The following is a 13,865-nucleotide window of genomic DNA, read 5'->3' as shown; positions in this document are numbered from 1 at the left end:
AAGGACAGGCTCAAGGCGGTCCGGTGCCGCGCCCGATCCCACAGGAGTTCACATGAATATTCGCGTATCGCTGATCCTGGCCGCCGCGCTTGCCTGCGGCGCCGCCGGGGCACAGGCCGCCGACAAGGTCTATTCCACCGCCAACCCGCCCGCCCCCGCCGCGGGCGACAAGGTCACCGGCACCACCCAGATGGGCCAGCCCGCCAAGCCGGGCGAGAAGGTCTACAACACCGCCTCGGTGACGCCTCCGGATCCCGTGGCCGATGCGGTCAAGTCGCGCTTCAAGGAGCGCTTCAAGAATTTCGACGTGACCGCCGTGCGTCGCACGCCCTACGGCCTCTTCGAGGTGCAGCTGGGCATGGACCTCATCTACACCGACGAGGGCGTGAACTGGGTCATGGAAGGTCCGCTGATCGACGCCGCGAGCCGCCGCGATGTCACCCAGGAGCGCCAGGAACAGCTCGGCCAGGTGTCGTTCGACCAACTGCCGCTCGACCTCGCGCTCAAGCAGGTGCGCGGCAAGGGCACGCGCAAGGTCGCGATCTTCGAAGATCCCAACTGCGGCTACTGCAAGCAGCTGCGCCACACGCTCGAAGACGTGGACGACGTCACGATCTACACCTTCCTGTACCCGATCCTGTCGCCGGACTCGACCACCAAGGTGCGCGATGTCTGGTGCGCCAGCGATCCCGCCAAGACCTGGGACGACTGGATGCTGCGCGGCAAGCGCCCGGCCTCGGTGCAATGCGACGCGCCGGTCGAGCAGATGGTCTCGCTCGGCAAGCAGTTGATGGTGCGGGGCACCCCGACCATTTTCTTCGCCGACGGCAGCCGCGCGAGCGGCGCATTGCCGATCGAGCAACTGCAGGAACGCCTCAAATGATTCTCCGGCCCGCCTCCCAGCGGGCCGATTGCTTTGCACGGGTGGGCGCGCTCACCCGCCGGACACCAACCGCTCGAAAACAATACCTGGAGACTGGCAATGGATATCGCGATTCTCGATGACTATCACGACGTGGCGCAGCGTTACGCCGACTGGGCCAGCCTCGGCCCCGACGCCCGCGTCACCGTGTTCAATGACGCCCTGCCCGAAGGCCAGGCGCGGGCCGACGCGCTCGCGCCCTTCGATGTGATCGTGGCCATGCGGGAGCGCACTCCGTTCCCGGCCGAGCTGATCGCCGCCCTGCCGCGTCTGCGCCTGCTCGTCACGACCGGCATGCGCAACAACGCGATCGACATGAACGCGGCGTCGGCGCGCGGCATCGTGGTGAGCGGCGCGCCCGGCAGCGCCGACGCCAACACGGCGACGGCAGAGCTCGCCTGGGCGCACATCCTCGCGCTGTTCAAGCACCTGCCCCAGGAAGACGACGCCATGCGCCGTGGCATGTGGCAGACCGGCATGCCGATCCCGCTGGCGGGCAAGCGGCTGGGCCTGGTCGGCCTGGGCAAGCTGGGCCAGGCCGTGGCGCAGGTGGGCCGCGCGTTCGGCATGGAGGTCGTGGCCTGGAGCCCCAACCTCACCGACGAACGCGCCGCCGAGGCCGGCGTGACCCGGGTCGACAAGCACGCGCTGTTCTCCACCGCCGACGTGGTCAGCCTGCATCTCATCCTGAGCGAGCGCAGCCGCAACGTGGTCGACGCGGCCGCACTGGCCGCCATGAAGCCCACCGCGTTCCTCGTGAACACCTCGCGCGCGGGCCTGGTCGACCAGGACGCCCTGATGGACACGCTGGCCAAGGGGCGGATCGCCGGCGCCGGCCTGGACGTCTACGAGGTCGAGCCGCTCCCGCCCACCGACTCCGTGCGCAATCTCGACAACGTGATCCTGACTCCGCACCTGGGCTACGTCAGCCAGGAAAACTTCCAGGCGTTCTATCGCAATGCGCTGGAGGCGGTGCGCGGCTTCGCCGCCGGGCAGCCGGTGCGCGTGCTCAACGCCAGCTGAGCGGCCAGACGCGGGCCCGGGCGCATCGCGCCCCACGGCCCGCAACGCCGGCGGGGGCACGGGCCGGCGCCGCGCGCCCGCGCTAAAATGCTGTTTTTCCTGCATTTTTGCGTGGTCATGAAGGACTCCAACAACTTCCACCGGCTCGAGAATCGGCTCCAATCCGAAGCGGGCAAGGCCATCGTCGATTTCAACATGATCGAAGACGGCGACAAGATCCTGGTCTGCATGAGCGGCGGCAAGGATTCCTACACCATGCTGCAGGTGCTGATGGCGCTGCAGCGCCGCGCGCCCGTCAAGTTCGAGCTGGTCGCGATGAACCTCGACCAGAAGCAGCCCGGGTTTCCCGAAGACGTGCTGCCGCGCTACCTCGCGTCAACCGGCGTGCCGTACCGCATCGTCGAGGCCGACACCTACTCGATCGTCAAAGAGAAGGTGCCCGAGGGCAAGACGACCTGTTCGCTGTGCTCGCGCCTGCGCCGCGGCGTGATCTATCGCACCGCCAAAGAGCTCGGCTGCAACAAGATCGCGCTGGGTCATCACCGCGACGACATCGTCGAGACCTTCTTCCTGAACCTGTTCTTCGGCGGCAAGATGAAGGCCATGCCGCCCAAGCTCGCCACCAACGACGGCGCCCACGTCGTGATCCGCCCGCTCGCGTATTGCAGCGAGCGCGACATCGCCAAGTATGCGCAGGCGATGGAGTTTCCGATCATCCCGTGCAACCTGTGCGGCTCGCAGGAGAACCTGCAGCGCGTGCGCGTGAAGGAAATGCTGCAAACCTGGGAGCGCGAGACCCCGGGCCGCGTCGCGAACGTCTTCCGCGCCCTGACCGATGTGGTGCCCTCGCATCTGGTCGACGCCAACCTGTTCGACTTCAAGGGCCTGGCCACCGGCCTCGCCAAGATCGACGAGGCCTCGCTGTTCGGCGAGAGTTCTTACGAACAGGACGCCCTGGTATTCGGCCAGTCCAGCGAGAACCGCATCGCCTTCGTGCGGCCCGAGCGACTCGACCTGCCCGTCTGACGCGCCCGCCCATAAAACTGCCCGCATCGCCTTACGGCGTGCGGGCAGTTTTCTTGCGGGATTCGTCGCGAGCCGGGCCGCGTCACGCGCACGCGGGGCCTGGGCCCGGCATGCGCGGTGGGCCGGCCGGCGCTCAGTAGGCTGCGAGCTGCAGCGGCGCGCCACTCAGGCGCGGGGCGGCGGCGCGCGCATCCTGCGCCTGGCCCTGTCCTGCCTGCAGCTTGAACGCGCTGACCGCGCCGCGCAGATCGGCGGCCTGGTCCTGCATCGAGCCCGCGGCGGCCGCGGCCTCTTCGACCAGTGCGGCGTTCTGCTGCGTGACTTCGTCCATCTGCGCCACGGCGCGGTTGACCTGTTCGATGCCATCGGCCTGCTCGGCCGATGCGGCCGCGATCTCGCCCATGATGTCCGTCACGCGCTGCACCGAACTCACGATCTCCTGCATCGTGGCGCCGGCGCGCGCCGCGCTGTCCGAGCCCTGACCGATCTTCTGCACCGTGTCTTCGATGAGCGTCTTGATCTCCTTGGCGGCCTGCGCGCTGCGCTGCGCCAGCGTGCGCACCTCGGCGGCCACGACCGCGAAGCCCTTGCCCTGCTCGCCGGCACGCGCGGCTTCCACGGCGGCGTTCAGCGCCAGGATGTTGGTCTGGAAGGCGATGCCGTCGATCACCGACACGATGTCGGCGATCTTCACCGAGCTCGACGAGATCGCGCTCATGGTGCTGACCACTTCCGACACGGTAGAGCCGCCGCGCGAGGCGGTATCCGACGCGGCAGCCGCCAGCTGGTTGGCCTGACGCGCGCTCTCGGCATTCTGCTTGACGGTGGAGGACAGCTCTTCCATCGACGCGGCGGTCTCTTCGAGCGACGCGGCCTGCTGCTCCGTACGCGACGACAAATCGGTGTTGCCCGCCGCGATCTGGCCCGACGCCGACGCGATGTTCTCGACGCCGGCGCGAATGCGGGTGACCGTGAGGGCCAGGTTGTTGTTCATCGACTCGAGCGCGTGCATCAGTTCGCCGATCTCGTCCTTGGACGTCGCGGTGATGCGGCTCGTCAGATCGTTGTCGGCCACCGTGCGCGCCACGCGCACCGCGTCGGCCAGCGGCCGCGTGATGCTGCGCGTGAGCAGGATCGACAGCGCCAGACCGCTCAGGACGGCGATGGCGCCCAGGACGATCATCCACAGATTGGCGACGTTATACGAGCTCTCGATGCTGACCGCCTGCGCGTCGATGTCCGCGCGCTGCATGTCGGAGAGCTGCGTGATCAGATCGATGAAGCGGCGCGAAGCCGACAGATACTCCTGCGTGAAGATGCGCTCGGCCAGCTCGACATTGCCTTCCTGCTTGGCCTTGAAGATGCGGTCGCGCGAGCTGAGGTACTCGGTGCGCGCCTTGCCGATGCCGGCCCATACCTGCTTCTCGGCGTCGCCCTGGATCAGCGGCTCGATCTGCTGTTGCAGTTTGGAGGCCTGGGCGGTGGATGCGGCGGCATCCTGCGTAAAGAACCCGGCGAGGCTGGGATCGCTGCTCTTGGCGATCGCGGTGGTGCGGGTCACGCCCGTATGGATGAATCGGCTCCAGTCGTTGACCATGCGATCCTTGGTCAGCGATTGATGCGTCACATTGTCGACGGCGCGATTGATGTCGGCCAGGCTGTACAGGCCCACCACGCACATGACGATCATCATCGCCAACAGAACGGCAAAGCCGGCCGCGAGCCGGGTCCCAAGCTTCAGATTCTTCATGACTGCCCCGAATGCTGCCAAGGCGTATGGCAACGCGGCAACCCACGCACCCGCCTGCCCTGGAGATCCGCCTCCAAAATGATGCTGTTAGATAGATGTAATGGCCAGCGCGGACGCGCCCGTAGCGGCATATCGCGCGATGGAGCCCGAATGCTAGCAATCGGGGTGGCGGACAGATCAGGCGAGGAGCGGCGCGTTTTAGGCCAATCTTTCTGGTTTGGCCGATCCACGCGTCGTCATGAAAATCGGGGCCAAATTCGCGCGGATCCGCATATATCGCGGCATTTCCTTGCGTTGCCGATCATTGCCCGTGGCGGCGGCGTTCAGCGCAGCTCGAGCGTCGCGCCGATCACGCGCATGGTGGGCATGAGCTGACGCCAGGCATCCTTGGAGAGCGAGGCGGGGCGAGCCAGCGCGGCCGCCGCGGGGTCGTCGAGCAGATCGCCTTTGCAGGCGAACACGATGCTGTTGGTCATGTCGTCGTCCACCACCTCGAACATCGCCGGGCCGAAGGCCGCGCGCACCCGGTCCAGATAGGTGTGATGCTCGCGATGATTGACGTGGAAGTTGATGACGAGGATGCCATCGTCGCGCAGCGCGCGATGGCAATCGGCATAGAACGCTTCCGAGCAGAGCTGAGGCGGAATGCCGCCGGTCACGAAACCATCCAGCATGAGCACGTCGATCTCGCCGTCGAGCGTGGCCATATAGTCGGCCGCGTCGGCCTGCACCACCCGAAAGCGCTCGCTTTCCGGCGGCACCATGAAGGCCTCGCGCAATGCGATCACCGCGGGATCGATTTCCACGACCGTGATATCGGCGGCGGGCAGATAGCGGTGACAGAATTTAGGCAACGAACCGCCTCCCAGACCCACCATCAACATGCGCGCGGGCTCGGGCTGCCACAGCACGAAGCCCATCATCATCCGCGTGTATTCGATCTCGAGCGCGTCGGGGTTGAGCACTGACATGCTGCTCTGCACTTCCTGGCCGGTGAAATGTAGCGAACGGCGGTTGCCTGCGTTTTGCACGAAAGGCCGATGCGGCGCGGCGGGCAGAGAAGAATCGTCGTCGTGGTCGGTGTCTGGCTGATGTGTCATGGCGGCAGGGCGCTGAAGGAGCGCATCCCGCATTAGACACGCGCGATCCGATGACGGCAATCAGGCGGCCACGGTCATCGGCGCGCGATCGGGCATGCCGCGCAGCGACGCGCCGGCGCGTGGCACGAAGCGCACCTCGGCCTGGCGCGGCCGCAGCGAAAACCAGCCCTGTGGCTGAACCGGCTGCAACAGCTCGATATCCCAATGCGTGACCCAGTAGGCCAGCGAGACCGCGAGGTCGAGCATCGCCATGCCGGTGCCCGGGCAGGCCCGATCGCCGAGGCCGAACGGAAAATAGGCGCCCTGCGGCCGGTCGTCCTCGCCCAGAAAGCGCTCGGGCATGAATCGTGTGGGCTCGGGAAACCAGCGCGCATCGCGCTGTGTGATCCAGCTCGACACCATCACGATGTCACCGCGATGCAAGGTGTGGCCTTGCACCTGCAACGCACGCGAGAGCTGGCGCGGCACGAGTGCATACGCCGGCGGGTAGAGCCGCATCGACTCCTGGATCACGGCTCGCAGCAAGGGCGCGCGCTGCAGATCCTGCAGCCGGGTGATATCGCGCCAGTCGATCGCGTCGAGCTCCGCGCGCAGCGCATCGCGGATCGTGGGATGTTGCGCGAGCAACAATTGCGTCCAGGCCAGCGTGGCGCCGGTGGACTGATGCGCCGCCATCAGCAGGGTGGCGAGGTCCTCGCGATGCACCGTGAGCGGCCGGGTCGAGCGCGCAGCCACGCTTTCGATCTGCGTGCGCAGCGTACGCAGCGCCCAACGCTTGCGCGGGCACAGCTTGCTCGGAAACCAATGACCCAGCGGCAGGCCGGTGCTGGTTTCGAGCAGGGCCACGCGCGACAGAATGCGCACCGCGCGCGCGATCGGCTCGGCCGATTCGCTCAGGTCCAGCCCGAACAGCGCGTGCCCGGTCAGCGTGATGCTGTAGCAGGCCATCTCCAGATCGAGATCGCGCCGGGCGCCCGCCGGGATGCCGTCGGACCAGCGCTGCGCCAGGCGCAGGATGTCGTCGACGGGCGGCGGCTGGATGTGCGGCCGCACCTTCTGCCGTTGCTCGCGCGCCTGCGCGCCTTCGCGCATCATGAAGCTGCGGCCGTTCCATTGGCGCATCATGCACAGGCTGGGCTCCCAGCGGCGCAGGTCGCTGCGATGCGTGACCATCAGCGCATGCACCGCCTCGGGATGGAACACGCACCAGACCCGGCGCGGTCCCATGCGCATGCTGCTGATATCGGGCTGGGCCTGATGCACGCTGGCCAGCCACGCCAGCGGATCGCGTTGAATGGCCAGCCATTTATCGAGCCCCGCGCTGGCGCCGGACCAATCGCCGTTGCGCCAGGCACTCAGGCGGCGTCGGATCGGACAGGCGATGACGGTATCGTTCATGGGCGCCAAGTGAGCAGAGTAGAGAATCCGGAGGCGATGCGCGCGGCGGCCGCGCCTGCACCTCCGCGGCCGGGGCAGTCGAGCGATCTTACTAAAGCCCGCCCCCGGTGACGTTACGGTTGGTTAAGATGCCTGCCACCACGCTGCGCGTCTCCTCCCTCCGCACCTTGCTCTATCTCCTCGTTTTCGCGATCGCGTTGCTCGCCGGCGGCATCAGCGGCGTCATCGGCACGGGCTCCTCGTTGATCCTGCTGCCCGTGCTCGTGTCCGTGTACGGCCCGAAGGCCGCGATCCCGATCATGGCGGTGGCCGCGGTGATGGGCAATCTGGCGCGCGCCCTGGTCTGGTGGCGCGACACCGACTGGCGCGCGGCGCTCGCGTTCGCGCTGCCCGGCGTGCCCGCGGCCGCGCTCGGCGCCCGCACCATGCTGAGCTTGCCCGCCTGGTCGATCGACGCGGGCCTGGGCGTGTTCTTCCTGACGATGGTGTGGGTACGGCGGCATCTGGCGCGCGGGCGGCGCCGCCTCTCGCTCGCCCAGCTTGCGGCCTGCGGCGCAGACATCGGCTTTCTGACCGGCCTGGTGCTCTCCACCGGCCCGCTGAGCGTGCCGGCGTTCACGGCGTATGGCCTGAGCGGCGGCGCTTTTCTCGGCACCGAGGCGTTGAGCTCGCTGTTCCTCTACGTGGGCAAGGTGATCACCTTCGCGAGCCAGGGCGCGTTGCCGTGGCCGGTGCTCGCCCAGGGCCTGCTCACCGGCGCCGGCATCATGCTCGGCACGGCGCTCAGCAAGCCGCTCGTCCTCGCGTTGTCGAAGACCACCTACGACCGGCTGCTCGACGGCCTGTTGATCGTGTCGGGCATCACCTTCTTCTGGATGGCCACCCGTCATTGAACGTGGTCCGGCGACCGATCACGCGCCGGCGGAGCAGCCCGCGGCACCGCCGAACACCGCGCCAATCCTGACTATTTCCTGAATTATCGGTACCGACCCGCAGGCCGATTTCGGGGTCATAATCAGTGGGTGTGCATTCTCTGGAACAGGCCATGGCTGAGACTACCCCGGCGCAGCAAGAAGTTCGTCCGCTCGAGATCGGCGACATCACCGTCATCGACAATTCCAAGCTCAAGAAGGCCGTGACCGCGGCCGCGCTCGGCAATGCGATGGAATGGTTCGATTTCGGCGTGTATGGCTTCGTGGCCTTCGCGCTGGGCAAGGTGTTCTTTCCGGACGCCTCGCCGGCCGTGCAGACGATCGCGGCCCTCGGTACGTTTTCGGTGCCCTTCCTGGTGCGCCCGCTGGGCGGCATTTTCTTCGGCGTGATGGGTGACCGCTTCGGGCGCCAGAAGGTGCTCTCGCTCACCATCATCATCATGGCCATCAGCACGTTCTGTATCGGCCTCATTCCCTCCTACGCCGCCATCGGCATCTGGGCGCCCATTCTGCTGCTGCTGTGCAAGCTGGCGCAGGGCTTCTCGGTCGGCGGCGAATACACCGGCGCGGCGGTGTTCGTGGCCGAGTACGCGCCCGACCGCCAGCGCGGCTTCCTGGGCAGCTGGCTGGATTTCGGCTCCATCGCGGGCTTCGTGATCGGCGCCGGCATGGTGGTGCTGTTGCAGACCATGCTGGGCGAGCAGACCTTCCTCGACTGGGGCTGGCGCATTCCGTTCTTCGTGGCCGGCCCGCTCGGCCTGCTCGGCCTGTACCTGCGGCACGCCGCCGAAGAAACCCCGGCGTTCACGCAGCAGCTCGAGAAGATGGAGCAGGAAGACCGCGATGCCGTGCAGGAAAAACCCAAGGTCGCGTTCGGCGAGATCTTCTCGAAGTATCGCCGCGCCCTGCTGGTGAGCGTGGGCATGGTGCTGGTGACCAACATCACCTACTACATGCTGCTCACCTACATGCCCACCTATCTGTCGGGCAGCCTGGGCTACACCGAAGGCCACGGCGTGCTCATCATCGTGGTGGTGATGGTCGGGATGTTGTTCGTGCAACCGGTGGTCGGCTTCATCAGCGACAAGGTCGGACGCAAACCCTTCCTGCTGGTGGGGAGTCTGGGCCTGCTGGTGTCGGCCATTCCGGCTTTCCACCTGATCGGCAGCGACAACACCGGCCTGATCTTTCTGGGCCTGCTGCTGATCGCGGTGTTCCTCAACTGCCTGATCGGCATCATGGCCGCCACCTTGCCCGCGCTGTTCCCCACGCGCATCCGCTACAGCGCGCTGGCCAGCTCGTTCAACATCGCCATCATCGTGGCCGGTCTCACGCCTACCGTGGCCGCGTGGCTGGTCGAAGAAACCGACAATCTCATGATGCCGGCCTTCTACCTGATGGCGGCCTCGGTGGTCGGCCTGATCACCTCGTTCTTCCTGCCCGAGACGGCCAACCGGCCGATGCGCGGCGCCACGCCCACCGCGTCGAGCCGGCGCGAGGCCAAGGTGCTGTTGCAGCAGGCTTACGAGCATATCGAGCAGAGCGTGCAGGACATCGACGCCGAGATCGAAACGCTGGAGCAGGAAATCGAGGCCCTGCGCGAACGCCGTCAGCGGCTCGCCGACCGTCATCCGAATCTCGAATGACAGGCTCGTGGAAGACTCGCGCGTGAGCCGCCGCGCCGACCCCTTCGCCCCGCCCGCGCGCACGCGGGCGGCGGTCGCCAATACGCTGCTGTGGGTGCTCGAACCGCTCGAGTCCGACCCTGGCTACGCGCGGCGCCGGATCTTCGGTAGCGAGGCGGCCTATCTCGACGGCCAGCTCTGCCTGACCGTGTCCGACCGCGATCCGCCGTGGAGCGGCCTGCTCGTGTGTACCGAGCATGCCCACCATTCTTCGCTCGCCGCGGCGTATCCCGCGCTGCGCCCACACCCGGTGCTGGGCAAGTGGCTGTATGTGCCGCAGGACCACGAAGATTTCGAAAGCACGGCCGCGCGGCTCGTCGCGGCGGTGCGGGCGCGCGACCCGCGCATCGGCGTGGCGCCGGGCGCGGGCCGGTCCCGCAAGCGCCCGGCCTGAGCCGGCGCGCGGCACCCCGCGCACCTGGCAGTCAGCGCGCGGCTATCGGCTCAGGACACGCGGTTCCAGGTGCCGTATTTCGTGACCTGCTTCTCGTCGAAACCAAAGCCCAGGCCGGGTTCCTGGTGCAGCACGACGCGGCCCTTGCGATGCTCCAGCTGCCGGTCGATCAGCCGACGGAAATTCAGCACCTGGTCGTCCCAGAAGAATTCCACATAGCGCGCGTTCGGCGTGGCGGCCGCAAGCGGCGCATGCACGTCGTGGAACCAGTGCGGGCACACCTGCACGCCGTAGCCCGCCGCCATCGCGGCGATACGCTTCCATTCGGTGATGCCGCCGCAGACGGCGGCGTCGGTCTGCAGAATGGCCGCCGCGCCCGCGTCCAGCAGTTGCTTGTGATACCAGCGGCCGTAGCCGATTTCCGCCGTGGCCACCGGCACTTTGGTAAGCCGCGCGAGGCGCGCGTGGCTCTCGATGTCGTCCGGGCTGAACGGCTCTTCGATGAAGTACGGGTCGTACTGCTCGATCCGGCGCAGGTACTGCATCGCCTGCACGGTGTCGACCCAGCCGTTATTGCAATCGAGCATGAGCTCCACGTCGGGGCCGATCGCCTCGCGCGCCGCGCGCACGCGCGACTCTTCGCCCTGCGGCGACCAGCGGCCCATCTTCATCTTCACCGCGGAGAAGCCCAGCTCGACGAAGCTGGCCATCTCCTCGCCCAGCATCTCGGCCGTCTTGCCTTCCACGTAATAGCCGCCGCTGGCGTAGGCCGCGACGCTGTCGGTCTGGGCCGCGCCCAGATACTTGTGCAAGGGCAGCCCCGCGCTCTTGGCATTGAGATCCCACAGCGCGATGTCGATGGCGCTGATCGCGCGCATCACCGTCCCGGCCCGGCCCTGCAGCAGGCTTTCCTGGTACATCTCCTGCCACAGCGCCTCGACGGCCAGCGAATCGCGGCCCAGCACCACCGGGGCGAGCAATTGCTCCACGGCCACGCGGAACAGCTCGCCGGCGGCGCTGCCCACATAACAAAAACCGACGCCCTCGATGCCGTCGGCACTGCGCACCTTCACCAGGCCGTAGTGGCGCTCCGTGACGGTACGGTTGGAGAACGAAGTGACTTTGTCCAGCGGCACACGGGCCGCGCAGACGTCGATAGAGGCGATGATAGGCAAGAGGGTCTCCTGAGTGATCGGTACACGCACCCCGGTGCAGCCGGTCAGCGCGTGTCGAGAAACAAAGCCCAGCCAGTCTGCCCTGTGCGAGAACGCATAAGAATCGGCGATTTCCAGTTTCAGACCACGTAAAATACGCGGTCATGGACACCCGTTTCCTGCAGAGCTTCGTCGCCGTCGCCGAGTTCGGTTCGATCGCCGAGGCGGCCCGGCGGCTCGACCTCGCGCCCACCACGGTCACGCAGCAGCTGCGCGCGCTCGAAGCCGACATCGGCACGCCGCTGCTGGCACGCGCCGGCCGCACCGTGCAGCCCACCGCGGCGGGCCAGCGCATCCTCGATCGCGCTCGCGCCCTGCTGCGCGACGCCAGCGATCTGCGTTCGGCCGCTTCGGCCACGGGCCTGCCCGCGGGCCCGCTGCGCCTGGGGGCCACCCCATCGGCGCTGATGGGCATGCTGCCGCCGATGCTGCGCGCCTGGAAGCAGGCCCATCCCGGCATCCCGATCTACATCGAGCCCGGCACGTCGGCGCGGCTGCTCGATCGCGTCACGGTGGGCGACCTCGACGCGGCGATCCTCGTGCATCCGGCCTTCGAGCTGACCAAGACCTACGCGTGGCATCCGCTGCGCGAAGAGGCGCTGATCCTGCTGACCCCGGCCGGGCTGCGGGTGCGCGACCCGCTGCGGGTGGCCGCCCGCGAACCGTTCATCCGCTATGACCGCAACGTGGTGGCGGGCAAGATGGCCGACCAGTACCTGCGCAGCCATGGCATCCGGCCCAAGGTGCAGTTCGAGCTCGATGGCATCGAGCACATCGCACGCCTGGTGGCCGAAGGCTTCGGCGTATCGGTGCTGCCCGACTGGCCGGTGATCGGCGCGCCCGATCCCGCACTGCGCCGCTGGGCGCTGCCGGCGCCGTGCCCGGTGCGCCAGATCGGCATGCTGTGGCCGCGCAACGGCGTGCGCGCCGCCCTGGCCCAGGCGTTTCTGGACACGCTGATGGCGGCGGCGCCGTCATCAGCGCACGGTCACCGCCGTGGGCGCAACGCCGGCGGTTGATCCGGCGTCGCCCGCGCCATCGGGCGCAGGCTGGGCTTCGTGCGCCTCTTCGCGCGCCAGGCTGCGCCGGTAGGCGCCACACCCCGCGCCCAACAACACGATGCACGCCAGCGTGGCGCATCCGATCAGCACCGCCATCGAGTCGCCCACGGCAGCGGGCGTGCCGAACACGCGATCCGTGAGCAGCGCCACCAGCGTGGTGCCGAGTCCGAGACCGATCAGATTCGACACCAGCAGAAACAGCGCGGATATTTGCGCACGCAACTGATTGGGCGGCAGGATCTGCATGGCCGCGGTCGAGGTGGGCATCGGAAACGAGGCAAAGAACATCGCCGGCACCAGCAGCGCGACCGAGACGTAAAGATTGTCGACCTGCGTGAAGGCCACGGCCGGCACGCCCATCAGACATGCGCCGATCACGCCGGCACGCAACGGCGCATCGCGCCGTCCCCGGCGGGCCAGCGCGTCCATCAGCCAGCCGCCGCAGAACACCCCCGCGGTGTTCGTGATCAACACCACCACGCCGAGCATGTAGCCGACCTGCGTGGGCGTGAGGCCGTGGGCGCGCATGTAGTACGCCGGCGCCCATCCCAGCAGACAGAACAGAATCATGGCGTAGAACGAGAAGCCCAGGTAGTGACACGTGAACGTGGCGCGGTGGCGGCCGAGGAAGCGCATCGTGACGCCCATGCCGGGCCGGGCCGCCTGACCGTTCGCGTCGCGGCTCACCCCTTTGCGCACGGGGTCGCGCACAGTGAGCAGAATCAGCAGCGCCACCAGCACGCCCGGCAGCCCGACGATGAAGAACGTCAGCTGCCAGGGCTTCATCGTGCCCCAGGGGACCGCTACGCTATCGACGGTCTTGAGCAGATCGATGACGTAGCCGCCGATCAAAAAGGCGAGCCCGCCCCCCACGAAGGCGCCGATCGAATACACGCCCACCGCCCGCCCGAGTTTGTCGCGCGGAAACATGTCGCTCATCATCGAGTACGCGGCCGGTGACAGCGCGGCCTCGCCGACGCCCACGCCGATGCGCGCCAGGAACATGTGCGCGAAGCTGCGGGACAGGCCGCAGGCCGCCGTGGCCAGGCTCCAGAACGCAACGCCGATGGCGATGATGCGTGGCCGCGAGTAGCGGTCGGCCAGCACCGCGATGGGCAGGCCCATCACCGCGTAGAAGAGCGAGAATGCCAGGCCATGCAACAGGCTGAACTGGGTGTCGGAGAGCTGCAGATCGCGTTTGATGGGCTCGATCATCAGGGCCAGGATCTGCCGGTCGACGAACGAAAATATGTACGCTAGCATGCAGATCAGCACGACATACCATTCATAGGCATGACTACGCGGCGGGGTGTCCCCGCGGGTGTCGGCACTCATGGTTTCCCCTTGTATGAAGCTGCCC

Annotated in this window: 12 protein-coding genes; 7 read left to right on the top strand and 5 right to left on the bottom strand. The window is 67.5% G+C overall.

What is annotated here, in order from left to right:
* The first annotated feature begins 52 nt into the window (after positions 1–52).
* The 3 genes from CEK29_RS00840 to ttcA all read left to right on the top strand — a co-directional run bounded on the left by CEK29_RS00840 (position 53) and on the right by ttcA (position 2,971).
* Positions 53–883 (top strand): DsbC family protein, encoded by an 831-nt coding sequence (locus CEK29_RS00840; protein ID WP_094857091.1) that lies wholly within the window; start codon positions 53–55, stop codon positions 881–883.
* Positions 884–982: 99 nt separating this feature from the next.
* Positions 983–1,945 carry a D-2-hydroxyacid dehydrogenase family protein gene (locus tag CEK29_RS00835; RefSeq protein ID WP_094857090.1) on the top strand — a complete coding sequence of 321 codons (963 nt, stop codon included), beginning with the start codon at positions 983–985 and terminating at the stop codon, positions 1,943–1,945.
* Between the two features lie 117 nt (positions 1,946–2,062).
* On the top strand, positions 2,063–2,971 hold the full coding sequence (ttcA, locus tag CEK29_RS00830) for a tRNA 2-thiocytidine(32) synthetase TtcA (RefSeq protein ID WP_094798718.1): 909 nt from the start codon (positions 2,063–2,065) through the stop codon (positions 2,969–2,971).
* Between the two features lie 133 nt (positions 2,972–3,104).
* Here the strand turns inward: ttcA and CEK29_RS00825 are convergent, their stop codons facing one another.
* The 3 genes from CEK29_RS00825 to CEK29_RS00815 all read right to left on the bottom strand — a co-directional run bounded on the left by CEK29_RS00825 (position 3,105) and on the right by CEK29_RS00815 (position 7,219).
* Positions 3,105–4,721, bottom strand: a complete 1,617-nt coding sequence (locus CEK29_RS00825; RefSeq protein WP_094857089.1) for a methyl-accepting chemotaxis protein — start codon at positions 4,719–4,721, stop codon at positions 3,105–3,107.
* A 323-nt stretch (positions 4,722–5,044) separates the two neighbouring features.
* Positions 5,045–5,692: a fused MFS/spermidine synthase gene (locus CEK29_RS00820; RefSeq protein ID WP_255176033.1), complete on the bottom strand. Its 648-nt coding sequence runs from the start codon at positions 5,690–5,692 to the stop codon at positions 5,045–5,047.
* A 189-nt stretch (positions 5,693–5,881) separates the two neighbouring features.
* Positions 5,882–7,219 (bottom strand): cytochrome P450, encoded by a 1,338-nt coding sequence (locus tag CEK29_RS00815; RefSeq protein ID WP_094857088.1) that lies wholly within the window; start codon positions 7,217–7,219, stop codon positions 5,882–5,884.
* A 128-nt stretch (positions 7,220–7,347) separates the two neighbouring features.
* On the opposite strand from CEK29_RS00815, the gene CEK29_RS00810 reads away from it, so the two are divergent.
* From CEK29_RS00810 to CEK29_RS00800, 3 genes are all read left to right on the top strand, one after another.
* On the top strand, positions 7,348–8,112 hold the full coding sequence (locus tag CEK29_RS00810) for a sulfite exporter TauE/SafE family protein (protein ID WP_176456813.1): 765 nt from the start codon (positions 7,348–7,350) through the stop codon (positions 8,110–8,112).
* Positions 8,113–8,264: 152 nt separating this feature from the next.
* On the top strand, positions 8,265–9,797 hold the full coding sequence (proP, locus tag CEK29_RS00805) for a glycine betaine/L-proline transporter ProP (RefSeq protein ID WP_094798324.1): 1,533 nt from the start codon (positions 8,265–8,267) through the stop codon (positions 9,795–9,797).
* 7 nt (positions 9,798–9,804) lie between these two features.
* Positions 9,805–10,230, top strand: a complete 426-nt coding sequence (locus tag CEK29_RS00800; RefSeq protein ID WP_255176032.1) for a hypothetical protein — start codon at positions 9,805–9,807, stop codon at positions 10,228–10,230.
* A gap of 50 nt (positions 10,231–10,280) precedes the next feature.
* On the opposite strand, the gene CEK29_RS00795 is transcribed toward CEK29_RS00800, so the two are convergent.
* Entirely contained in the window at positions 10,281–11,405 is a 1,125-nt protein-coding gene (locus CEK29_RS00795; RefSeq protein WP_094857087.1) for a mandelate racemase/muconate lactonizing enzyme family protein, read from the bottom strand.
* A 143-nt stretch (positions 11,406–11,548) separates the two neighbouring features.
* Between CEK29_RS00795 and CEK29_RS00790 the strand changes: the two genes are divergently transcribed.
* On the top strand, positions 11,549–12,463 hold the full coding sequence (locus CEK29_RS00790) for a LysR family transcriptional regulator (protein ID WP_094857086.1): 915 nt from the start codon (positions 11,549–11,551) through the stop codon (positions 12,461–12,463).
* On the opposite strand, the gene CEK29_RS00785 is transcribed toward CEK29_RS00790, so the two are convergent.
* Positions 12,422–13,840, bottom strand: a complete 1,419-nt coding sequence (locus tag CEK29_RS00785; RefSeq protein ID WP_094798321.1) for a spinster family MFS transporter — start codon at positions 13,838–13,840, stop codon at positions 12,422–12,424. The two genes, CEK29_RS00790 and CEK29_RS00785, sit on opposite strands and share 42 nt — an antisense overlap.
* Between the last annotated feature and the right edge of the window lie 25 nt (positions 13,841–13,865).

It is taken from the genome of Bordetella genomosp. 5 (assembly GCF_002261475.1).
Classification (GTDB): Bacteria; Pseudomonadota; Gammaproteobacteria; order Burkholderiales; family Burkholderiaceae_B; genus Bordetella.
The sequence above is the reverse complement of the archived record's forward strand: the minus strand, read 5'-3'. Positions and strand labels throughout refer to the sequence as shown.